The 21,186-nt window shown below is 73.2% G+C and carries 16 protein-coding genes and 1 pseudogene; 9 read left to right on the forward strand and 8 right to left on the reverse strand.

All coding sequences use genetic code 11. The annotated features are described in order from the left end of the window. Positions 1-461: 461 nt before the first annotated feature. Positions 462-1,565: a citrate synthase 2 gene (locus tag EST92_RS22420; RefSeq protein WP_174244098.1), complete on the reverse strand. Its 1,104-nt coding sequence runs from the start codon at positions 1,563-1,565 to the stop codon at positions 462-464. A 483-nt stretch (positions 1,566-2,048) separates the two neighbouring features. On the opposite strand from EST92_RS22420, the gene pdxH reads away from it, so the two are divergent. Both pdxH and EST92_RS22430 read left to right on the forward strand, forming a co-directional pair. Next, positions 2,049-2,675 carry a pyridoxamine 5'-phosphate oxidase gene (gene pdxH, locus EST92_RS22425; RefSeq protein WP_129282643.1) on the forward strand — a complete coding sequence of 209 codons (627 nt, stop codon included), beginning with the start codon at positions 2,049-2,051 and terminating at the stop codon, positions 2,673-2,675. 580 nt (positions 2,676-3,255) lie between these two features. Continuing rightward, complete coding sequence (locus EST92_RS22430) at positions 3,256-4,761, forward strand: PAS domain-containing protein (RefSeq protein ID WP_129282644.1); 1,506 nt, start codon at positions 3,256-3,258, stop codon at positions 4,759-4,761. Here the strand turns inward: EST92_RS22430 and EST92_RS22435 are convergent. Then, positions 4,749-5,516 carry an SIS domain-containing protein gene (locus EST92_RS22435; RefSeq protein ID WP_129282645.1) on the reverse strand — a complete coding sequence of 256 codons (768 nt, stop codon included), beginning with the start codon at positions 5,514-5,516 and terminating at the stop codon, positions 4,749-4,751. The genes EST92_RS22430 and EST92_RS22435 overlap by 13 nt on opposite strands. A 197-nt stretch (positions 5,517-5,713) precedes the next feature. Between EST92_RS22435 and EST92_RS22440 the strand changes: the two genes are divergently transcribed. Together EST92_RS22440 and EST92_RS22445 are read left to right on the forward strand one after the other, a co-directional pair. After that, positions 5,714-6,406 (forward strand): metal-dependent transcriptional regulator, encoded by a 693-nt coding sequence (locus EST92_RS22440; protein ID WP_093484695.1) that lies wholly within the window; start codon positions 5,714-5,716, stop codon positions 6,404-6,406. Between the two features lie 494 nt (positions 6,407-6,900). Beyond that, complete coding sequence (locus EST92_RS22445) at positions 6,901-7,776, forward strand: alpha/beta hydrolase (RefSeq protein ID WP_129282646.1); 876 nt, start codon at positions 6,901-6,903, stop codon at positions 7,774-7,776. 55 nt (positions 7,777-7,831) lie between these two features. Here EST92_RS22445 and EST92_RS22450 read toward each other — a convergent pair whose 3' ends face one another. The 3 genes from EST92_RS22450 to EST92_RS22460 all read right to left on the reverse strand — a co-directional run bounded on the left by EST92_RS22450 (position 7,832) and on the right by EST92_RS22460 (position 11,146). Next, on the reverse strand, positions 7,832-9,466 hold the full coding sequence (locus EST92_RS22450) for a transporter (protein ID WP_129282647.1): 1,635 nt from the start codon (positions 9,464-9,466) through the stop codon (positions 7,832-7,834). Beyond that, the gene (locus tag EST92_RS22455; RefSeq protein ID WP_129282653.1) at positions 9,463-10,242 is read right to left on the reverse strand and encodes an ABC transporter ATP-binding protein; all 780 of its coding nucleotides are present in this window, start codon (positions 10,240-10,242) and stop codon (positions 9,463-9,465) included. The genes EST92_RS22450 and EST92_RS22455 overlap by 4 nt, the downstream gene beginning before the upstream one ends. Positions 10,243-10,474: 232 nt before the next feature. Beyond that, the gene (locus EST92_RS22460; protein ID WP_129282648.1) at positions 10,475-11,146 is read right to left on the reverse strand and encodes a bifunctional DNA primase/polymerase; all 672 of its coding nucleotides are present in this window, start codon (positions 11,144-11,146) and stop codon (positions 10,475-10,477) included. Between the two features lie 464 nt (positions 11,147-11,610). On the opposite strand from EST92_RS22460, the gene EST92_RS22465 reads away from it, so the two are divergent. Both EST92_RS22465 and EST92_RS22470 read left to right on the forward strand, forming a co-directional pair. Further along, positions 11,611-13,005, forward strand: coding sequence for a transcriptional regulator (locus EST92_RS22465; protein WP_129282649.1), 1,395 nt, complete (start codon positions 11,611-11,613; stop codon positions 13,003-13,005). Between the two features lie 269 nt (positions 13,006-13,274). Next, positions 13,275-14,954 carry a hypothetical protein gene (locus tag EST92_RS22470; RefSeq protein ID WP_129282654.1) on the forward strand — a complete coding sequence of 560 codons (1,680 nt, stop codon included), beginning with the start codon at positions 13,275-13,277 and terminating at the stop codon, positions 14,952-14,954. A 46-nt stretch (positions 14,955-15,000) separates the two neighbouring features. Here the strand turns inward: EST92_RS22470 and EST92_RS22475 are convergent, their stop codons facing one another. Beyond that, positions 15,001-16,350: an ABC transporter substrate-binding protein gene (locus EST92_RS22475; protein WP_129282650.1), complete on the reverse strand. Its 1,350-nt coding sequence runs from the start codon at positions 16,348-16,350 to the stop codon at positions 15,001-15,003. A gap of 171 nt (positions 16,351-16,521) precedes the next feature. Here EST92_RS22475 and EST92_RS22480 point away from each other — a divergent pair, with 171 nt between their 5' ends. Both EST92_RS22480 and purU read left to right on the forward strand, forming a co-directional pair. After that, positions 16,522-16,980 (forward strand): hypothetical protein, encoded by a 459-nt coding sequence (locus EST92_RS22480; RefSeq protein WP_174244099.1) that lies wholly within the window; start codon positions 16,522-16,524, stop codon positions 16,978-16,980. A gap of 32 nt (positions 16,981-17,012) precedes the next feature. Continuing rightward, entirely contained in the window at positions 17,013-17,912 is a 900-nt protein-coding gene (purU, locus tag EST92_RS22485) for a formyltetrahydrofolate deformylase (RefSeq protein WP_129282651.1), read from the forward strand. A 178-nt stretch (positions 17,913-18,090) separates the two neighbouring features. On the opposite strand, the pseudogene EST92_RS22490 reads toward purU, so the two are convergent. Next, a pseudogene (locus EST92_RS22490) lies at positions 18,091-19,364 on the reverse strand (zf-HC2 domain-containing protein). After that, entirely contained in the window at positions 19,361-20,053 is a 693-nt protein-coding gene (locus EST92_RS22495; protein WP_129282652.1) for a sigma-70 family RNA polymerase sigma factor, read from the reverse strand. The pseudogene EST92_RS22490 and the gene EST92_RS22495 overlap by 4 nt, the downstream one beginning before the upstream one ends. A gap of 461 nt (positions 20,054-20,514) precedes the next feature. Here EST92_RS22495 and EST92_RS22500 point away from each other — a divergent pair, with 461 nt between their 5' ends. Further along, positions 20,515-20,889: an STAS domain-containing protein gene (locus tag EST92_RS22500; RefSeq protein ID WP_129250304.1), complete on the forward strand. Its 375-nt coding sequence runs from the start codon at positions 20,515-20,517 to the stop codon at positions 20,887-20,889. The last annotated feature ends 297 nt before the right edge of the window (positions 20,890-21,186 follow it).

Here is a 21,186-nt window from a genome sequence, read left to right on the forward strand (position 1 = left end):
GCGCTGGCTGTTCGGCTGCGGGACCGGCCCTCCGGACTCCGTCCTGCGGTCCGCCCCCTCCCGTGAGTGGGTGGGAAAGAGGCCGGTGGGGGCGGGCCCCGGCCGTCGTCTGCGTGCAGTCGAGGGATGAGGCCCGCCCCCACCGGTCTTCTTCCACCCCCAACGGGAGGGGGCGGACCGCAGGACGGAGTCCGGAGGGCCGGTCCCGCAGCCGAACAGCCAGCGCAGCGGCAACCAGCCCCGCCGCAGGCGCAACGGCGAGTAGCCCCGCGGCGGGCCAGCCGACCACGTCGGGGTGCGCCGCAAAGCGCAACGGCGAACAACACCCACGGCGGGCCAGCCGACAACGTGCGGCGCGCCGCAAAGCGCAACGGCGAACAACACCCACGGCGGGACGGCCGACAACGTGGGAAGGAAGGCCAAGCGCCAGCGGCACGTGGCTTCGGCGGCCGAAGGCCGCCTCAGCGGGGGGAGATGTCCTCGAAGCCGTCGATCTCCCGCGGCCCGCGCGCCCCGGGCCCCACGTACCGGGCCGACGGCCGAACCAGTCGGCCCGTCCGCTTCTGCTCCAGGATGTGCGCGCTCCACCCCGCCGTCCGGGCGCAGGTGAACATCGAGGTGAACATGTGCGCCGGGACCTCGGCGAAGTCCAGGACGATGGCCGCCCAGAACTCGACGTTGGTGGCCAGCACCCGGTCGGGGCGGCGGTTGTGCAGCTCCTCCAGCGCGGCCTTCTCCAGCGCCTCGGCGACCTCGAAGCGCGGGGCGGCCAGCTCCTTCGCGGTGCGCCGCAGCACCCGCGCCCGCGGGTCCTCGGCGCGGTAGACGCGGTGGCCGAAGCCCATCAGCCGCTCGCCCTGGTCCAGCGCCTTGCGGACGTACGCGCCGGCGTCGCCGGTCCGCTCGATCTCCTCGATCATGCCGAGGACGCGGGAGGGCGCGCCGCCGTGCAGCGGGCCGGACATCGCGCCGACCGCCCCGGAGAGCGCCGCCGCCACGTCCGCGCCCGTGGAGGCGATGACCCGGGCGGTGAAGGTGGAGGCGTTCATGCCGTGCTCGGCGGCCGAGGTCCAGTAGGCGTCGACGGCCTTGACGTGCTTGGGGTCCGGCTCGCCGCGCCAGCGCTTCATGAAGCGCTCCACGATGGTCTCCGCCTTGTCGATCTCCTTCTGCGGCACCATCGGCAGGCCCTGCCCGCGCGCCGACTGGGCGACGTACGACAGCGCCATCACCGCGGCGCGGGCGAGGTTGTCTCGGGCCGTCGCCTCGTCGATGTCCAGCAGCGGTTTGAGGCCCCACACGGGCGCGAGCATGGCGAGCGCGGACTGTACATCGACCCGGATGTCCCCGGAGTGCACCGGGATCGGGAAGGGTTCGGCGGGCGGGAGACCGGGGTTGAACGCCCCGTCGACCAGCAGCCCCCAGACGTTCCCGAAGGACACCTGACCGACGAGCTCTTCGATGTCGACCCCGCGATAGCGGAGCGCACCGCCTTCCTTGTCCGGTTCGGCGATCTCCGTCTCGAACGCGACGATTCCCTCGAGTCCGGGTACGAAGTCGGGCATCAGGCGGCTCCTCAAGCTGGGCCGGCAGGCGCTCCTGAGCGGCTGCCGTGCGGTCGTGGTGTGCGGCGCCGGTGCGGTTACGCGGCTGCTGGCAGCTCGCGGTCCGAACCGGTCACCCCCCGGTGATGCCCTGTCAGGGCACGGGTCACGCGAGGGTCCTGCCCGCGGTGGTCGGCCACGGGCGGGCGGTGCGGTGCGGCGGTGTGGTGCGGCGGTGTGGTGCGTCGATACAGCCGGACGGGACACGATAGCTCTCCCTGTCCGGAGCCCACAGTGGGCCGGACCATGATTTTGGCGGGTCCCTCACCTGCGGGGAAGCGTGAGAACCGGCACAGCGGTCGATTTGCCGTCGGGAGGGTTACGGCCGGTCGGCCAGGGGCAGACTTCCGCCCCTCCCGGCTGACCGGCCCGAGCGTGATGTTGCAAGATGAGGCCGTGCACCCAGCCGACGCGTCTCACGCCGAGAACCCCGACCCTTCCTCCATGCGTGCGCACTACCGCGCCGAGGGACTCGCCGAGTCCGATCTCGCCGCCGGCCCTTACGACCAGTTCGCCCGCTGGTTCAAGGACGCGACCGTGGCCGGGCTGCACGAGCCGAACGCGATGGTCGTCTCGACCGCGGACGCCGCCGGCCGGCCGAGCTCGCGGACCGTGCTCCTCAAGGGGTTCGACGACCGCGGCTTTGTGTTCTTCACCAACTACAACAGCCGCAAGGGGCGTGAACTCGCCGAAAATCCGGCCATTTCGCTGCTGTTCCCCTGGCACCCGCTCGCCCGCCAGGTCGTGGTGTCCGGCACCGCACGACGCATCGGCCGGGACGAGACCGCCGCCTACTTCCGCACCCGCCCGCACGGCTCCCAGCTGGGCGCCTGGGCCAGCGACCAGTCCGCCCCGATCGCCTCGCGGGAGGAACTGGAGGACGCCTACGAGGAGTTGGCGGCCCGCTACCCGGAGGGCGAGCAGGTGCCGGCGCCGCCGCACTGGGGCGGCTACCGGATCACCGCCGAGACGGTCGAATTCTGGCAGGGCCGGCTCAACCGGCTGCACGACCGGCTGCGGTACGTCCGCGAGGCCGGCGGGGCCTGGCGAGTGGAGCGGCTGGCGCCCTGAAACGGGCGCCCGGGGCGGCGGGCGGCTGCGCATGCACCTCGGGCCGTACCGGCTCTCCGCCGCTGCCGTTCTCGGGGGCCGTACCGGCTCTCCCGGTCTTCCGGCCGTACCGGCTCTCCGCGGCCGTGGCTGCACACGCAGACGACCCGCGGGCTTCCTCCTCCGCGCTCGATGGCGCGAAGGGCCGGTCGGACGAACCGGCAGCCCGCGGGTCGGGTGACTGCTTGGGATTGGCCGGCTGCGCATCTGCAGTATGCGCTGGTCCGGCGCTGCACTTCGGTGAAGCGACGGGCCGCTAGCCCGCAGCCACCTCACGCGTCCGGTGCGAAATCATTGGCCGAACCACCTCCCTTCTCGTGTGCTCCACACATTAGGAAGCCGGTCCGCCCGACACAACCACATTTTCCGGAAGCAACGATTTCCCTGAATCGCGGGTGCGCTGTGTCACGTTCCAGTTGAATGTTCCCAGGTGGAGCATGTGTGGCCGCGTTCATGAGGGGTGCCAGTGACTGCTTCGTCAGCTTCTTCCGACCTTTCCGGGGTCTCCGGCCCGACCGGCCCTCCCGGTGTCTCCGGTCCGGTGGCCCCGACACGCCGCGCCACCGAGCAGACCGACGACTCCGGCGTCTCCCGTGACTCCGGTCTGCTCGCCTCGCTCCTGGACGGCATGGACGCCGCCCTCGCCGCCTTCGCCGCGGACGGCACGGTCACCCACTGGAACCACGAAGCGGAACGCATCCTGGGCTGGACCACCGCCGAGGCCGTCGGCCGTACGGGGCTGACCGGCTGGGCGGTCCGCAAGGAGGACGCCGACGGGATCGAGTCCGCCCTCGCCGCCGCGATGCGCTCCCCGGGCCGTCAGGTGCAGGAGTTCGCCCTGCTGACCAAGGACGGCCGCCGCGTGCTCGTCCGCACCCAGTGCTCCGCGATCCGCGGCCCCGGCGGCCGGGTCGTGGGCGTGTACTGCGCCTTCAGCGAGGTGCACACCCAGCTGGACCTGGAGCGCTCCGTCGCGCTGGCCGAGGCGCTGTTCGAGGACGCGTCGTGGGGCGTGGTGCTGATCGACGCAGATCTGCGGCCCGCCGTCGTCAACGCCCACGCCGGCCGCATCCTGGGCGTGGGGCGCACCGCCCTGCTGGGGCGCCCCCTGGGCGAGCTGCTGGCGCAGGGCGTCGAGGAGCTGGAGTCCGCGCTGCAGCACGTCCTCGCCGAGGGCGCCCCGCCGGCCACCGCCGAACTGTGGGTGACGCTCCGCTCCGAGGGAGCCGAATCCCCGCGCCGGTGCTGGCGCAGCGGCTTCGTCCGGCTGGCCTCCCCGCTGGCCGAGGAGCCGGTGCCGCTGGGCGTGGCCTGGCTCTTCCAGGACGTCACGGACACCAAGCGCGCCGAGCAGGAGAGTTCCCTGCTGCGGTTCCGCGCCCGTCAGCTCCACCGGGCGGGACGGGCGGCCGCGGAGTGCCCGGACCCGGCCGAGGCCGCCGCCGTCCACCTCGACTTCGCCCTCGCGGGCTTCGCCGACCACGGCCTGGTCGACCTCGCCACGACGCCCCTGCCCGCGCCGTACGGGGCGGTCGCCGAGGACGACGCGTACGACGCCGGCGACGGGCTGGACGCGGCGGGCGGCACCGGCCTGCCACCGGGCGGCGCACCCGGCGCGGACGCCGGGCACGGTGCGCGCCACGGCAGGCCCCGGCTGGTACGGACGCTGGCCTCCCCGGCCGGTGCGCCCGGCCCCGCCGAGCGGCTTCCGGCGACCGGCGTCCCGGTGCCGTACGCGCCGCGCCATCCGGTGTTCCAGGCGTACGAGCGGCGCGGCTCGGTGCGTACCGGCGCCGGACCCGCCTCACCCGAGGGCTGGGCGGCCGCCCGCCATTGGCCGGACGGCACCGTGCACGGCCTGTGTGTGGCGCTGCGCAGCCGCGGCCGCACCCTCGGCGTCGCGACGTTTCTGCGGACCCCCGCGCGCCGCCCCTTCGACCGCGCGGACGCGGACTACGCGGAGGAGGTGGCGGCGCGGATCGCCGCGGCCCTCGACCTCGCGGGCGCCGCGGTGCTCGGCGGCGCGCCGTCCGCTCACTGCCGGTAGAAGATCCGGTCCGCGTAGGCGCCCATCACCCGGGCGTTCCAGTCGTGGCCGCCGTCGACGTTCCCGGAGCGCAGCAGCGGCGGGTCGATGCCCCGCTCGGCGAGGGTGCCCGCGGCCGTCGCCACCATGGCCTGCATGATCGCGCTGGTGACGACCGTGGAGGCGGGGGCGAACGGCGCGTCGATGCCGGGCAGCGTCAGCTCCGCGTCGCCGACCGGGATCCGGCTGTCCAGTACGAGGTCGCAGTGGTCCTTGAGGAAGCCGCCGGAGGAGTGCCGGGACGTGGTGGCCTCCGCGTACGCCACCGACGTCACGCCGATGACCTTGATCCCCAGGGCGCGGGCGTGCAGCGCCATCTCCACGGGCAGCGCGTTGCGCCCCGACAGCGAGATGATCACCAGCACATCGCCCGCCTCCAGGGGGCTGGTGTCCAGGACCGCCGCGGCCAGCCCGTCGACCCGCTCCAGCGCGCTGCCGAGCGTCGCCGGCCGTACGTCCACGCCCACCACACCCGGGACCGACAGCAGATTCATGACCGCCAGGCCGCCCGCGCGGTAGACCGTGTCCTGCGCGGGGAGCGAGGAGTGGCCGGCGCCGAAGGAGAAGATCCGGCCGCCCGCCGCGACGGCGTCCGCGAGCAGCGACCCGGCCGCGGTGATCCGGTCGCCCTCCGCGTCGCGGACCTGTCGCAGCAGGTCGATCGCGGCGTCGAAGTAGTTCCCGGCCAGCCGGTCGCTCCGGTCGCTCTCAGCCATTGCCGCGGGCCCCTCTCGTCGGATCTCGTCGGAATCTCGGCGTCTGTGATCAGTGGCGCGGATCACGTTGCGGTCTGGACCAGTGCCCTGTCAACACGGCGGCGAGGGCCCGCGGGCGCGCACGAGGCGGCACCGATGTCAGCGGGATGCGTCAGAATTGAGAGCAGGGCCACCGCACCACACATCAAGGGGCACGCATGTCAGGACTGATCGACACCACGGAGATGTATCTCCGCACCGTCCTTGAGCTGGAAGAGGAAGGTGTGGTCCCCATGCGCGCACGCATCGCGGAGCGCCTCGAACAGAGCGGCCCGACGGTGAGCCAGACCGTGGCGCGCATGGAGCGGGACGGGCTGCTGACGGTCGCGGGCGACCGTCATCTGGAGCTCACGGAAGAGGGCCGGCAGCTGGCGACCCGGGTGATGCGCAAGCACCGCCTCGCCGAGTGCCTGCTCGTCGACGTCATCGGCCTCGAATGGGAGCAGGTGCACGCCGAGGCCTGCCGCTGGGAGCACGTCATGAGCGAGGCGGTCGAGCGCCGCGTCCTGGAGCTCCTGCGGCACCCGACGGAGTCCCCGTACGGCAACCCCATCCCCGGGCTGGCGGAGCTGGGCGAGAAGTCCGAGGTCGACCCGTTCCTCGACGCCGGCATGGTGAGCCTGATGGACCTGGACGCCGGGGCCGACGGCAAGACGGCCGTGGTGCGCCGGATCGGCGAGCCGATCCAGGCCGACGCCCAGCTGATGTACACCCTGCGCCGGGCCGGTGTGCAGCCGGGCGCGGTGGTGAGCGTGACGGAGTCGCCGGCCGGGGTGCTGGTCGGCAGCAGCGGTGAGGCCGCCGAGCTGGGCTCCGAGATCGCCTCGCATGTCTTTGTCGCCAAGCGTTGAAAGCAGTTTCAGACTCTTTCCTTTTCGCACCGCCGCCCGCTCTTCCTTGACGAGCCCGCTGAGCTGCGCTGACGCGCCGTTCGGCGGGCTCGGCAAGTTCTTGCCTCTTGAACGGACTTGTGCGAATCCGTGCGATACGGCCGGTCTCGTGTCACGCTGACGCATGGCCGTGCAGCGGCTCGTCCTGGCCGGGAGGGGGTCGGATGCATCCACTCGTGGTGGGAACAGTCAGGGCCCCGGCGCTGCGAGCAGCCGGGGCCCTGCCTCCCCATGTCCCCCACCCAAGACCCGGAGCCCCGAGCTCTCAGGGTCTTTCCCCACGGGCCCCCTTCCCGGTAGGGCCCGCCTCCCGGCAGATGTCTCCCCGTGGCGGGCGCGGCCAATCCCCGAGTGAGGTCACTCGAACGAGGGGTATTCCGCGCCAACGCGGTGCGTTCGAATAGGGGTTCGATAGTGTGGAAGTGCTCACGGGACGATTGGGGGTGCCAGGGCACATGGTGCGACGCATCGATGTAGCAGGGGCAGGCGGCGTGCGTCTCGCCGCCTGGGAGTTCACCGACCCGCCCAAGACCGGCGGCGGTCTGGAGGAGCCCGAGCAGCGTCCGGGCGTGCTGCTGCTCCATGGCCTGATGGGGCGCGCCTCGCACTGGGCGGGCACCGCCCGCCGGCTGAGCGCACGCCACCGCCCGGTCGCCCTGGACCAGCGGGGCCACGGCCGCAGCGAGAAGCCCGCCGTGGGGCCGTATGACCGCGAGGCATACGTCGATGACGCCGTCGCCGCCGTCGAGCAGCTCGGCCTCGCCCCCGTCGCCCTGGTGGGGCATGCCATGGGTGCCCTGACGGCGTGGCAGTTAGCGTCCCGGCGGCCGGATCTGGTCAGCGCGCTGGTGATCTGCGACATGCGGGCGTCGGCGCTGGGGGCGGCCTCGCAGCGCGAATGGACCGAGTGGTTCCGGTCCTGGCCGGTGCCGTTCGCGACTCTCGCGGATGTCCGCAAGTGGTTCGGTGAGGACGATCCGACCCTGGAGCGGCCCCGGCCGGCCCGCGGTGAGTATTTCGCCGAGGTGATGGCCGAGCGCGCCGACGGCTGGCGGCCCGTCTTCTCCCGCCGGCAGATGCTCACCGCCCGGGAGACCTGGGTCCACGATGCCCATTGGGAAGAGCTCGCCCAGGTGTCCTGCCCGGCCCTCGTCGTCCGCGGCCTCGACGCCGAACTGGGCCGCGCCGAGGCCCAGGAGATGGTCCGGGTGCTGCCGCGCGGCGCCTACGCCGAAATCCCCGACGCCGGGCATCTGCTCCCCTGGGAGCAACCCGACGCCTGGTGCGCCGCCATCGAACCGTTTCTCCACGCGGCCACGATGCCGGGCTGAGCGCCCCCGGCGGCGGTTCCGCCGGGGGCTCCGGCCGGTTCGCCGGCCGTGCCTCTCAGCCCTTGCTGACCGCTCCCAGGATCTCCGGCAGCCGGGTCGCCACCCGGGGCGCCGCCACCCGCAGGCCCGCCTCGGCGAGCCCCACGCCGTAGACCGCCCCGGCCGGCAGCAGCACCCACAACAGCTGGTGCAGACCCGCCACGTGCAGCCAGACGGTCAGCGCCACCAGCGGGCTGCACAGCACCGCGGCGACCAGGACCCCGCCGAAGAGGCTGAACCACGCGATCGCGCCCTGTCCCGGGGCGACGTTCTTGGTGCCTTCCGAGGGGATCGAGTAGGGGAACAGCGCCGACGACATCGCCCCGGTGGCCAGCAGCGCGCCCAGGACGGCCAGCGAGAGGCCGTACACCTCGATGAAGTCCGACCACGGCCCGATGAGTGCGGCGGCGCCGACGACGACCAGCGTGACGTAGGGGACGGCCACCAGCGCCAGCGTCAACGCGCGGGCCCGCAGCTCCTGATAGGCGTCGCGCGGGGTGGCGATCGTCGAGGCGACCATCCAGAACGCCGAGGTGTCCTGCCCGAACTGGTTGTACATCTGCGAGCCGAGCAGCGCGGCGGCCGAAAACGCGGTGTACATGCTGCCGTTGCCCTGCGCGGAGGTGGCGATCGGGACCAGCAGGCCGACGCCGAGCGCGGTGGCCCAGGCCATCTTCGACTTGGGGTCGCGCCAGGCGTAGCGCAGCGAGCGGCGCATGACGGTGCCGGTACGGCCGTCCGGCAGCAGCCGCGCCGGCCCACGTTCCCCGGTGCCGGACCGGCGGGCGCCGTCCTTCTCCAGCGCCTGGAGGGTGGAGGAGTCCGGGGAGGTCATCAGGGCGGTCAGCGTGCGCTGCCACCACCACAGCAGCAGCGCGAGCGCCAGCGCGGTCAGCGCCAGACCGGCCAGCGCCCGCCCGTACGCCCCGTGCCCGGCGTCGTCGACGGCGCCGAGCGCGGAGGCCGGCGGCAGCCAGCGCAGCACCTCGCCCAGCGGTTCCAGTACGGACAGGCCGTCCGGCCGCCCCAGCCGCTGGGCGGCGATGTTGACGCCCTGCCCGCCGAGCGCGATGAACAGCCCGCCCAGCACGGCGAGATCGCGGCCGCGGCGGCTGGTCAGCAGCCGGACCGAGGCGGTGGCGATGGCCCGCGCCAGCGCCACGCACACCAACAGCACCAGGACGGCGGCCACGACACCCACGACCGCGGCGAGGGCGCCGTCGGCGACCGCGATCACCGCGCCGGCCACCAGCATGAGGGTGACCACCGGGCCGATGCCGACGAGCGAGGCCATCAGCAGCGAGACGATCAGCGGCCGCGGCCGCAGCGGCAGCATGACCAGCCGGGTCGGATCGAGCGTCTCGTCGCTCCCGGGGAAGAACAGCGGCATCACCGCCCAGCCCACGGTGAGCATCCCGGTGAGCAGGACGGCCAGCGCACCGGCGTGCGCATTGCCGCGCAGCGCGGTCAGCCCCAGCACGACGGCGCCGGCGAACAGCAGGCCGACGACGATGGAGGCGACATACGCCAGGGTGCGCCCGGTCGACTGGCGCAGCCCGTTGCGCAGCAGCGACAGCTTCAGCCGGACGAAGACGCCGGTCAGGGACGGTGCGGCGGCGGGGCGGGCGGCCGCGGCGGAGGCGGTGCTCATCGGGCGCGGCCTCCGCCCAGCCAGTCCAGGTCCGCGCCCGCGCCGCGGTCCTGCGCACCGACGAGTTCGAGGAAGGCGTCCTGCAGCGAGGGCGCCGCACCGCGTACCTCGGCGAGCGGCCCGTCGGCCCGGATCCGCCCGGCGGCCAGCACCGCGACCCAGTCGCACAGCGACTCGACGAGCTCCATCACATGGCTGGAGAAGATCACGGTGGCGCCGGAGGCGGTGTAGCGCTCCAGGACGCCGCGGATGGTCTGCGCCGACACCGGGTCGACGCCCTCGAAGGGCTCGTCGAGGAAGAGTATTTCGGGGTTGTGCAGCAGAGCGGCCGCCAGCCCGATCTTCTTGCGCATACCGGTGGAGTAGTCCACCACCAGCTTGTGCTGGGCGCCGGACAGGCCGAGCACGTCCAGCAGCTGCCCGGCCCGCTTGTCGACCTCGTCACCCGGCAGGCCGCGCAACCGGCCCATGTAGCTGAGGAGTTCGCGTCCCGACAGCCGCTCGAAGAGCCGTAGCCCCTCGGGCAGCACCCCGATCCGGGACTTGACCGACACCGGGTCCTGCCAGACGTCGTGCCCGCCGATCTCGACCGTCCCCGCGTCCGGCCGCAGCAGGCCGGTCACCATGGACAGCGTGGTGGTCTTGCCGGCGCCGTTGGGGCCGACCAGTCCGATGAAGCGGCCGGCCGGCAGGGTCAGATCGATGCCGTGGACGGCGGTCTGCTCGCCGAACTTCTTCCACAGGCCCTGGATGCGGACGGCGGGCGGACCGGCCATGACGTCCCCGGGGGCCGTGGCCGGCCCGCCCGGAGCGACGGTGCTGTGCTGCGGCGGTGCCGTCTCGGCCCGCCCCTCGATGTGTTCCGGCTCGTTCGCCACCGGTCCTGCCCTTCGACGTCCCCGCAGGGGCCGGTCCGACCCCCGTCCGGCGTCCCACGATACGGCCGGGGTGCCGGACGGAGCCGTTCCGCGAGGGCGTCGGGGCGCGGCGGACGGAACGGGCCGCGGGTCAGCGTGCCCGGGCCGCGACCGCCTCCCGGGCACAGGCGTAGCCGAGCGGGCTGATCAGCTCCTCCGCGTCCGGCAGCCAGCGGTTCGCGGCGGTGGGGCGGCGGGCCCACTGCACGACGCCGTGTGCGCCCACCCGGGTCGGTGGCGCGGCGATGTACTCGCCCTCGCCGCGGCAGATCAGATCGAGCGCGGCCGGCACCCAGCCCAGCGCCCGGACGAGAGCGGGCACCTTCGCCGAGGCGCCGGGGAGGACGAGGAAGAGCATCCGGCGGTCGGGGGTGCGCAGCACGGGGCCGGCCGGCAGCCCCATCCGCTCCATGCGGGCCAGCGCCAGACAGCCCGCGGTCTCGGGCACCTCCAGCGCCTCGAAGGTCCGGCCGGTCGGCAGCAGGATCGAGGCCAGCGGCCGGCTGCTCCACAGCCGGCGGACGGCGCTCGCGCTGCCGGTGGCCTCGCCGGCCCAGCCGGGCGCGGCGGGATGCGCGCCGGGCGCAGCGCAGTCGTGGGCGCGGCACGAGCAGCGCGGCGTCCGGCCGTCGTGCTCCAGCCATGCGCCGGGGAACACGTCCCAGTGCCGCTCCTCCGCATAACGCACCGCAGTGTCCAGCAGCTGCTCGCCGCGCTGCGCGGGGAGCAGCGGGGCTCCTGTGACTCCGATGGTCTTTTCCACGCCCAGGACAACTCCCGTTGTGACCAAGGGTTACGCCCAAATGGCTGACGTCCGGGGCGCATCGTTCCCGCATGTGGGGCGCATGGGAGCACCGGTGGGGGCGCGTGTGCGGGCGGGGACCGGCGAGCGGGTAGCCACCTGCGTGCCGGGCGGAGAGGCCGCCCGGCGGCAGGCCGACGTGGATACCGGGGGAGCCCGGCACGGCGGCGCCGCGAGCTGCGTACGGACATCGGGCACCAGCCCACTCGTGAACGAGCGCCACGCACCGAGGACGCACGAACCGGATCCACCACCGCTCACGAACCGCGCACAACCGCGCATCCTCGGAACGGTACGTACCGCTCTGATCCCACTTATCGCGCATATCACGGAACTCTCGGATATCCGGGATATGCCTGGGGAATCGATCACGGGGAACGGCGTTCGTCGGTGAACGCGCGCAGCAGTACTCAGGGGGTACCAGCATGGCCGCCAGGCCACTCGTCGCACGGCAGCCCAACGAACGGCTCCAGTCGCTGATCCAGGAAGCCGCCTGCTCCAACGCGGGCCTCGCCCGCCGCGTCAACATGTGCGGTGCGGAGCACGGTCTCGACCTCCGCTACGACAAGACCTCCGTGGCCCGGTGGCTGCGCGGGCAGCAGCCGCGGGGGCGGGCTCCGGCCGTCATCGCCGAGGCGCTGGGCCGCAAGCTGGGGCGCACGGTCACCATCGACGAGATCGGGATGGCCGACGGCAAGAACCTCGCCTCCGGGGTGGGACTGCAGTTCTCGCCGACCGTCCTCGGGGCGATCGAGCAGGTCTGCGAGCTGTGGCGCAGCGACGTCGGGCGGCGCGACTTCCTCAGCGGCTCCACGGTCGCGGCCTCCGCGCTGGTGGAGCCCAGCCGCGACTGGCTGATCACCGGCGCCGACGTCCAGGTCGCCCGGAACGCCGGGGCCCGCGTCGGGGTCTCGGACGTCGAGGCGGTCCGCGCGATGACCTCGGCGCTCAGCGAACTCGACCACCGCTTCGGCGCCGGGCATGTCCGGCCGGTCGTCGTGCACTACCTCAACAGCGTCGTCTCGGGGCTGCTCGCCGGCTCCTACCGCGAGTCGGTGGGGCGTGAACTCTTCGCCGCCGTCGCGCGGTTGACGGAGCTGGGCGGCTACATGGCCGTCGACACCGGCCAGCCGGGCCTCGCCCAGCGCTACTACATCCAGGCGCTGCGGCTGGCCCAGGCGGCCGGCGACCGCGGCTACGGCGGCTACGTCCTGGCCGCGAGCATGAGCCATCTCGCCGCCTCGCTCGGCAATCCGCGCGAGATCGCCCAGCTCGCCCGCGCCGCCCAGGAAGGCGCCCGCGGCCATGTGACCCCGCGTGCGGAGGCGATGTTCTGCGCGGCGGAGGCGCGCGGACATGCGCTGATGGGCGACGGCCGGGCCTTCCAGGCGGTGGCCGGCCGGGCTGTCGCCGCGATGGAGCGGGCCGAGGCGGCCGCCGACGCGGGCGACGACCCGGTCTGGATCGCCCACTTCGACCAGGCCTATCTGGCCGATGAACTCGCCCACTGCCACCGGGACCTGGGGCAGCCGGGGCCGGCCGGACAGCGTGCGCAGGAGGCGCTGGACGGGCATCCGGAGGGCCGGGCGCGGCGCCGGGCCATCGGTCTGCTGCTGCTGGCCGGCGCCCAGGCGCAACAGCGCGAGGTGGAGCAGGCCTGCCACACGGGAACGCAGGCGGTGGAGCTGCTCGGCGCGCTGCGCTCGGACCGGGGCGCGGAGTATCTGGAGGACTTCCAGCTGCGGCTGGAGCCGTACCGCGACGAACCCGTCGTCAGGGAGTTCAGTGCACGACTGGAGCTGCGGGCCGCCGCGGCGTGAGCAACGCCTCGTACGGGGTTGGCGGCAGTATTTGTCGTGCGGAGTCGGGTTTGTCGTGCGGCGTGGGCGGGCCGGTGGGTGCGGTCCGCCCGCGGCGTTCCGGGGCGGGCGGGGGTGTGACCAGGCGACGTGGTCGAACGTTGCTGCGACCCGGTAGCGTGCAGCCGTCGATTCGGTAAGTCTGCACGTTGGTAGGAGTCACGGTGACGCAGAGCGGACAGGGGCACGACCCGCAGAATTCTGCGGCCGGTCCCGCCCGAGAGGGCATTGTGCTGCCCGCCAACGGTGAGCAGTGGGTGCCCGACCAGCAGGCCGCGCCGGCGTCCGGCCAGCCGTGGGGCCAGCCCTGGGGGCCCGGTCAGCAGGACGCCCTCGCCCCCCAGCCGTACGGCGCGGCACCCGCCCAGGGGCAGCCGCAGGCGTACGGCCAGGAGCAGCCGCAGGGTTACGGCCAGGATCACCAGCAGAGTTTCGGCCAAGATCCACAGCAGGGTTACCCCGCACCGCAGGGGCAGCCGCAGGGCGGTCAGGGCTTCCCGGCACCGCCCCAGGGGCAGTCGCCGGTGCCGCCCCCGCCCGCGATGCCGCAGCAGGGTGCACTGCCGCCGGCGGGACAACAGCCCTACGACGCCGGCCAGCAGCCGCCCCAGCAGGGATACGGGCAGCAGCCTCCGCAGGGCCAGCAGCCCGCACAGGGGCAACAGCCCCCGCAGGCCCAGCCCCAGCAGCCGTACGGCCAGCAGCCCCAGGACCCGTCCGGCGCGCTGGTGAAGGCGACCCCGCAGACCGGGGCTCCGCTGCCGCCCGCCTCGGGCGATGCCGAGGCCACCGCGCTGATTCCCCCCATAGGCGGGCAGTCGGGCGGCGCCGCGCCGCTGCCGCCCGAGGCGCGCTCCCGGCCCGAGACGCCCGACGAGTCCACCACCATGCTGCGCGCGATCAAGCCGATGCAGGGCGGCCCCCAGGGCGCCGCCCAGCCGATGCCCGGCGCCCAGAGTGCGGGCGACGGCGAGGCCACCCAGCTCATCCCGCCGGTGGGTGCCGGCGCACCGCCCCCGCCGCCCGGCGCCCCGTACGGCGTCCGCCCCGGCGCGCCCGGTGACCGCCCCACGCCCGCCGAGTTCGAGGGCCTCTTCCGCGACGGTCCGGGGACGTCCGGAGCGGCCGGGGCACCGGACTCCACGGCGCAGCTGCCGCGCTTCGAGGACCCGGGCCGCCCGCCGTACGGCCAGCCGCCCCAGCAGCAGTACGGGCAGCAGTTCCCGCCGGCCGGCGGCTACGACCAGCCGGCCCCGTACGACGACGACGGCGGGCGCCGCCGGCTCCCCACGGCCGCGCTCATCGGCATCGGCATCGTGGCGCTCCTCGGCGCCGGCCTCGGCATCGGCTGGGCGCTGAGCGGCAGCAGCAGCGACGAGGGTGCCAAGCAGGACTCCGGGGCCGGTGCGTCCAAGACGGCGAAGACGTCGGAGCAGCCGAAGCCGTCCGCCGACCCCGCCCAGGCGCAGGCCAAGGACCTGGACGCGCTGCTGGGCGACAGCAACAACAGCCGCTCCTCCGTGATCGGCGCCGTCAACAGCATCAAGACGTGCAGCAACCTCGACGGCGCGGCCAAGGACCTGCGGTCCGCGGCCGGGCAGCGCAACGACCTGGTGAAGCGGCTGCAGCAGCTCTCCGTCGACAAGATCCCCGATCACGCCCGGCTGACCGCTGCCCTCACCAAGGCCTGGCAGTCCTCGGCCGCCGCGGACAACCACTACGCGGCCTGGGCCGGCCAGGTCGGCGGCAAGAAGGGCTGCCACAAGGGCCGGGCCCGCGGCACCGGGCAGGCCGCCCAGGGCAATGTGGCCAGCGGCCAGGCGACCCAGGCCAAGCGGCAGGCGGCCCAGATCTGGAACCCGCTCGCGCAGAAGTACGGGCTGACGGAGCGCCGTCCCGAGCAGCTCTGAGCCGCCGGCGGGGGCGGGCCCCGCCGGGCGGCCCGCCCCGTCCCGCTCAGTCGTCGGAGGGCCGCCGCTCCAGCGTGCTGGTGACGTTCACGAAGCCCTGCCGGGCGGCGGCCAACTCGCCGTCCCGTACGACCTGGTAGGTCACCGTCCCGTTCACGATGCGCGGGAAGTCCTGGACGGCGAGCATGTCCTCGTCGCGCCAGCGCAGCTTGGGGGTCAGCCCGCCGGTGTCGACGGCGCGGTCCCCGCGGTCCAGCGCCTTCTGGAGGGCGTGTGAGGTGATGTCCTCGGTGCCCTGGTCGTCGAGCTGTTCGACGAGCGAGCGCAGCACGGTGTAGGCGATCCAGGTGGTCTGGACGCCCTGGTCGGCCGGGTCGATGCGGTTGTCGTCGAAGGCGAAGTCGGTGATGACCTTGCGCATCGGGTCCCAGCGGTGATCGCTGGCGACCGGGTACCAGCCGGTGATGTCCGCGCCCTCCAGCGGCCCGGCCGAGCCGCCCGTACGGTTCACCAGCGACTGGCCGACGCTGCCCAGGACGGAGGCGACCCGCACCCGGAGGTTGTCCTCCTGGAGCCGCCGGAAGGAGTCGAAGAACGCGTCGGTGTGGTCGCCGAGCGAGGCGCTCACGCACGCGCCGTCCGCCTTCCCGCCGGCCTTGGGCGAGCCGTAGACGGCCGGGTCGGCGTGCACCCCGTCCAGCGCGCGGTTCACCTCGGACGAGTAGTCGGTCCCGTCCTCGGGCGCCTTGATGTCCTTGGCCGGCTGCCGATGGCCGCTCGTCAGGCCGGAGTTGAGCAGCGAGGGCATCTGGTCGCCCTGGATGGTGTCCGGGCGGACCAGCGCGACGCGCTTGCAGTCGCCGGCCAGCTGGCGGCCGTTGCCCGCGAGCAGGGACGCCTGGCCGCCGTTGACGGGGTAGGACAGCGGACTCTCGAACTCCTCGTCCGAGGCGCCGTAGCCGCCGATGAAGGGGATGCCCTTGACCTCCAGCGGCGACATGAACGCGCGGCCGAACTGGCTGTACGAGCCGACGACGGCGACCGCGCCCTCGTCCACGGCGCGCTGCGCGCACTGCGCGGCGTACACCGAGTCATTGCGCTCGTTGCAGGTCAGCACCCGCAGGTGGTGGCCCCTGATGCCGCCGCGGGAGTTGACCCAGCGGGCGTAGGCCTCCGCCATGGCCGGCATACCCGGCATATTGGTCGCCTTGGTGTCCTCGGGCGCCCAGGTCATCACCGTGATCGGATCCTTCTCGCCGGAATCCCCGGTGCCGGGAAGCGAGCCGCAGCCCGCGAGCAGGGACCCTATGACCGCCGTACATGCCGCCGCCGAAGCGATCGGGATCACACGCGCACGGGAAAAGGGGCGGGGTGTAAGGCGTCGCCGTCCGGTCATGGCACCGCAGCCTTCCGTCCTGCCCGGAACGGGTGAGTGACGAAATGGCACGGGAAGGTGACGCTGAGGTGAACTCCGGGGGGCTGCTTGAGATCACCTGACCGGAACGTACGATCCAATACTGTGCAAGGTTCGGAGAAGTCTTCCCGTCGTGGCCGCCGCTCCACCACCATGGGCGGTATGCCGCTCAACGACATGCCGTGGTGGCGCTGGCGCAGCAATGTGCGCTCCGCGCTGCACATGCTCTCCGACCCCGCCTTCCAGCAGGAGGCCTGGCTCGCCGGCCGGCCCGGCTACGGCGATGTCACCGACGCCGTCTACCGGCTCGTCGAGGACACCTGGCTGGACAACTGGTCCGCCGAGAAGTACGTCGGCACGATCTTCCGGGACAGCCAGGAGGCCCAGCTCGTCGACGCCGCCGTGCTGCGGGTGCTGCGGATCATGCACCAGGTCGGCGCGGACGCTCCGGTCGCCGCGTACATGGAGCACCAGGGCTGGCCGGAGGCCGTCCGCGCGGCCCGGGAGGCCCATGTGCAGCTGGCGACGGCGGACGGTGAGGACCCCGATACCGTGCCCCGCTCGCTGGAGGTACTGGCCATCATGACCGGTCAGGCGGACGCCCCGGCCTGAGCTGCCCGACAGGTGTGCGACCCTATGAGGTCATGAGCGAGTCGCAGCCCACCCAGCCCGGTCAGCACGATCGGAACGGTCAGAACGATCAGTACGTCCTCACGCTGTCCTGCCCGGACAAGCAGGGGATCGTGCATGCCGTATCCAGCTACCTCTTCATCACCGGCTGCAACATCGAGGACAGCCAGCAGTTCGGCGACCGGGACACCGGGCTGTTCTTCATGCGGGTCCACTTCAGCGCGGACGCCTCGGTGAGCGTCGACAAGCTGCGGGCCAGCTTCGCGGCGGTGGGTGACTCCTTCGGCATGGACTGGCAGATCCACCGGGCCGACGAGAAGATGCGGATCATCCTGATGGTGTCCAAGTTCGGGCACTGCCTCAACGACCTGCTCTTCCGCTCCCGGATCGGCGCGCTGCCGGTCGAGATCGCGGCCGTGGTCTCCAACCACAAGGACTTCGCCGAACTGGTCGGCTCGTACAACATCCCGTTCCATCACATTCCGGTCACCCGCGACACCAAGGCCGAGGCCGAGGCGCGGCTGCTGGAGCTGGTCGATGCCGAGCGGGTCGAGCTGGTGGTCCTCGCCCGCTACATGCAGGTGCTCTCCGACGATCTGTGCAAGGCGCTGTCCGGCCGGATCATCAACATCCACCACTCCTTCCTCCCGAGCTTCAAGGGCGCCAAGCCGTACCACCAGGCCCACGCCCGCGGCGTCAAGCTCATCGGTGCCACCGCGCACTACGTCACCGCGGACCTCGACGAGGGCCCGATCATCGAGCAGGAGGTCGAGCGGGTCGGCCACGAGGTCACCCCGGACCAGCTGGTGGCGATCGGCCGCGACGTCGAGTGCCAGGCGCTGGCCCGGGCCGTGAAGTGGCACAGCGAGCGCCGGGTCCTCCTCAACGGCAGCCGGACTGTGGTGTTTGCCTGAGGGTGGCTTTCCGGCGCCGCTGAATGCCCTCGGCACGGAATACCCTCCGCACCTCCCACGTTGTGGCCCCGAGGGGGCGCTCGGCCCCCCTAAGGGACCCGTTCGACCGCCCCTTACTGGCGAGCCCCAGCGGCCTGACCGCCCCCTACTGGCCAGCGCAAACCAGCACCAGCCAGCCCTAAAGCCGGGAGAGCGAAGCCGTCGCGAAAAGGACCTCGCGGATCGCGTCGCGTTCGCCGAGCTGGCCCGCGGCGGCCTCCTCGGGGGAGATGTGGCCGGCGGCCAGCTGGCAGAACTCGGCACTGTCCAGGGCGATGTGGGCGACGGTGTGTTCCGGGGTGCCAAGGGCTGCCGGTGAGTCCAGCGCTATGTACCAGTGGCCGCCGCCGTTGCCCTCGACCTCCAGATGGAGGGTGCGGCCCGGGGCGCCCGCCTCGACCAGCCGCTGCGGCGGCGCGGCGAGCCCGGCCCGCCGGCGGCCGGTGGCTCGTACGGATAGTCCACGGCCTCGGCGATGTCGCCGGCGTGCACCCAGCACTCGAAGGCGCGGTCCAGGAACGAGTCACGCAGCGGGAGCCGGAACTCGCCGTACGGCACGGCGAGTTCGGCGACCTTGGTGCCGGCGAACGACACCTGGCGGATCAGCGCGCTGCTCTGGTCGCGCCACGGGCCGTGGGTGGCGAGCGGACTCTGCTTCTCGTCCGCCGCCCGCCAGAACGTTTCCGTGCGGATGAGGGGATCCGGGGCGCCCGGCGGGGCGGCGGTGCCGAGCGGGTCGGTCAGCCCGAGCGCCGTCGCGACCAGGCCGTCCACCGCCATCAGATGGCCCATGACACCGGCGACGGTGGTCTCCCGCTCGACGGGGCGCTCGCCCTCGAACCAGCGCAGCCGCACCGGGGCGCGCCACTCCGCCGGGCCCATGTCCCGCAGCAGCGCGTCCAGCTTGGCGGTCTCCGCGTCGTACGGCGTCGCCCATTCGGGCACCGGGATACGGGCCGGCCGACGGCCCAGGCAGCCCTCCAGTACCCGCGAGCGCAGCAGCGGATCGAGATCGAGGCTGTCGGCGGGATGCAGCAGCCCGACGGCCTCGCGCAGCCGCAGCGCTTCGTCCGCGCAGGAGGCGCAGTCGGTCAGATGCGCCTCGACAGCGGCGGTCTCCTCGGCGGAGCAGGCCGCCAGCGCCCAGGCGCCGAGCAGCGACTTGAGGATCCGGTGTGGTGGGGCGCCGGCCGGGGCGGGAATGATCACGGGTGCCACGGGCGGCTCGGTCCCGTCCCCGGCCTCCGGGGCGGGGAAGGTGCCGGCGGGGGCGTCCGGCTCGGCGACGGGCAGCGGCGCGGGGTCCGGGAGCGGGCCGAGGTCCTCGGCGGCGGAGCGCGGTGACGGTATCCGCGGCCGTTCGCCGGGGCTGTCGGGCAGTTCGCGCTCGTCCCACTCGTCCGGGCCGTTCACAGTGACCGTCCATGGCCCGGGCCGGGCGGCGCGGAGGCCCCCGGGCCGGTGTACGGGGAGTGCGGCGGGCGCGGGCCGCGGGGAGCGTGCGGGGCGCGGGCGGTGGGTGCCGGGTGCGCGGCGCGGCGGGCCGGCGGCAGGGCCTGGTGGGTGCGGGCGGTGGACAGCAGCTGCAACCCCAGACGGAGCCGGCGCCGGGCCTCGTCCTCCGTGACGCCCAGGTCGGCGGCGGTCTGGCGGTAGTCCCGGCGCTGGAAGTACGCCAGCTCCAGGGCGGCCCGCAGGGGCGCGGGCATGGACGTGACGATGTAGTCGGCGCGGGCGGCGGTGGAGGCCTCGTGGATCTTCTGCTCTATCTCGGCGGGCTCGGGGGCCTCGGCCCCGCCGTCGCGCGCCGAGGCGGCCTCGGTCTGGCGCAGCCGCTGGACGGCCTGATGGCGGGTGACCGCGGCGACCCAGGAACGCAGGGTGCCCTGCTTGGGGTCGTAGGAATCCGGGTGCTCCCAGACGTAGGCGAACACTTCGCGGGTGACGCGGTCGGCGGCGTCCTCGTCGTCCAGGACGCGGTGGGCGAGGCTGTGCACCAAAGAGGCGAAGCGGTCGTAGACCTCGCCGAGCGCGGCGGCTTCGCCGTGGGTGAGCCGCTGTTGCATGCGCCTGTCCCAACGCGGTGACGCGTCGTGTCCCATGGGGTCCTCATCCCTGCCCGCCGCCTCGGGCTCACACCTCAGCCGTCGCTCCTGCACCCGCTCCCGGACCTGTGTGCACCCTCACAGGCCCGCCGTGCCCTCGAATGTAATGCGCGGGTCCGACAACGCACGCTCCTTTGCGGCAAACCGAGCCCGGGGCGGGACGGGAATGGTAAGAGCCGGGTGTGCCGGAAGCCCTCGCTTTGTGGCGATACTGCCCGATCGAAGCGGATCGATGCGGATCGTTCTTGTCCGCTCAGCGGTATGTGTTATCCGTGTGTGACCGGATGTCGGCGAAAGGCAGGGGGCGCCTGGGCATAGCCTTGGGCGGGACGGCCCGTTGCGCCAAGGGTTCCCAGGTGTTTCAGGGGAGAGAGGCCGGGCAGTCGAGGCGGGGAAGGGTGAGTTCCGGACATCACCGGGATCATCCGGTACGAAAGCGAGCGAAAGGCTTCGAGCGCGTGTCGTTGAAGGTGGCAGAAGACGAAAAGGGCCCCTGGGCCGTACTGCAGGTCTCCGGTGAGATGGACCTGGTCACGTCGCCTGCGGTGCGCCAGCACGTGCACGATGCGGTGGCCGACGGCCGGCGCTCCCTCGTGCTCGATCTCTCCGAGGTGAGGTTCTGCGATTCCAGCGGCGTCGGGGTGCTGATCGCCGCCCGCCGGCTGATGCGCTCCTGTCAGGGACGGCTGCGGCTGATCCTCCCGGCGCAGGGCGCCGTGGACGGTTCGCACGTCAACCGGGTGCTCGCCGCGCTCGGTGTCCGCCGCCTCTTCGAGGTCTACCCCGACCTGCGCACCGCCGTCGACGAAGCCGCCGCGCCGCTCACCGCCTGAGGCGGACCGCCGGCCGACGCGGACGGCCGGCCGACGCGCACCGCCGCCTGACGCGGACCGGGCCGCACCCTTTCCGCTCGCATTCCGTAAGGGACGGTCGAACGGGTCCCGTAGGGGGGGCCGAGCACCCCCTCGGGTGCCACAACGTGACAGGTGCGGAGGGTATTCCGTTCGCACGACTTGCAGTCCGTTCACACGACTTCCGTCCGTTCGCAGCAGTCCGTTCGCACGACGAAGCCGCCTCCGCCCGGGACGCCGGGCCTCGCATGCACCCGGCCCCGCACTCACTCGCCCTCA

It is taken from the genome of Streptomyces sp. TM32 (genome assembly GCF_004122755.1).
Lineage (GTDB): Bacteria > Actinomycetota > Actinomycetes > Streptomycetales > Streptomycetaceae > Streptomyces > Streptomyces sioyaensis.

What these genes read in the sequence shown, in the direction of transcription:
- EST92_RS22420 (WP_174244098.1), bottom strand. Translation starts at nt 1,565, where the DNA reads ATGCCCGACTTCGTACCCGGACTCGAGGGAATCGTCGCGTTCGAGACG.
- pdxH (WP_129282643.1), top strand. Translation starts at nt 2,049, where the DNA reads ATGCGTGCGCACTACCGCGCCGAGGGACTCGCCGAGTCCGATCTCGCC.
- EST92_RS22435 (WP_129282645.1), bottom strand. Translation starts at nt 5,516, where the DNA reads ATGGCTGAGAGCGACCGGAGCGACCGGCTGGCCGGGAACTACTTCGAC.
- EST92_RS22440 (WP_093484695.1), top strand. Translation starts at nt 5,714, where the DNA reads ATGTCAGGACTGATCGACACCACGGAGATGTATCTCCGCACCGTCCTT.
- EST92_RS22445 (WP_129282646.1), top strand. Translation starts at nt 6,901, where the DNA reads ATGGTGCGACGCATCGATGTAGCAGGGGCAGGCGGCGTGCGTCTCGCC.
- EST92_RS22450 (WP_129282647.1), bottom strand. Translation starts at nt 9,466, where the DNA reads ATGAGCACCGCCTCCGCCGCGGCCGCCCGCCCCGCCGCCGCACCGTCC.
- EST92_RS22455 (WP_129282653.1), bottom strand. Translation starts at nt 10,242, where the DNA reads ATGGCCGGTCCGCCCGCCGTCCGCATCCAGGGCCTGTGGAAGAAGTTC.
- EST92_RS22465 (WP_129282649.1), top strand. Translation starts at nt 11,611, where the DNA reads ATGGCCGCCAGGCCACTCGTCGCACGGCAGCCCAACGAACGGCTCCAG.
- EST92_RS22475 (WP_129282650.1), bottom strand. Translation starts at nt 16,350, where the DNA reads ATGACCGGACGGCGACGCCTTACACCCCGCCCCTTTTCCCGTGCGCGT.
- EST92_RS22480 (WP_174244099.1), top strand. Translation starts at nt 16,522, where the DNA reads ATGGGCGGTATGCCGCTCAACGACATGCCGTGGTGGCGCTGGCGCAGC.
- purU (WP_129282651.1), top strand. Translation starts at nt 17,013, where the DNA reads ATGAGCGAGTCGCAGCCCACCCAGCCCGGTCAGCACGATCGGAACGGT.
- EST92_RS22495 (WP_129282652.1), bottom strand. Translation starts at nt 20,053, where the DNA reads ATGGGACACGACGCGTCACCGCGTTGGGACAGGCGCATGCAACAGCGG.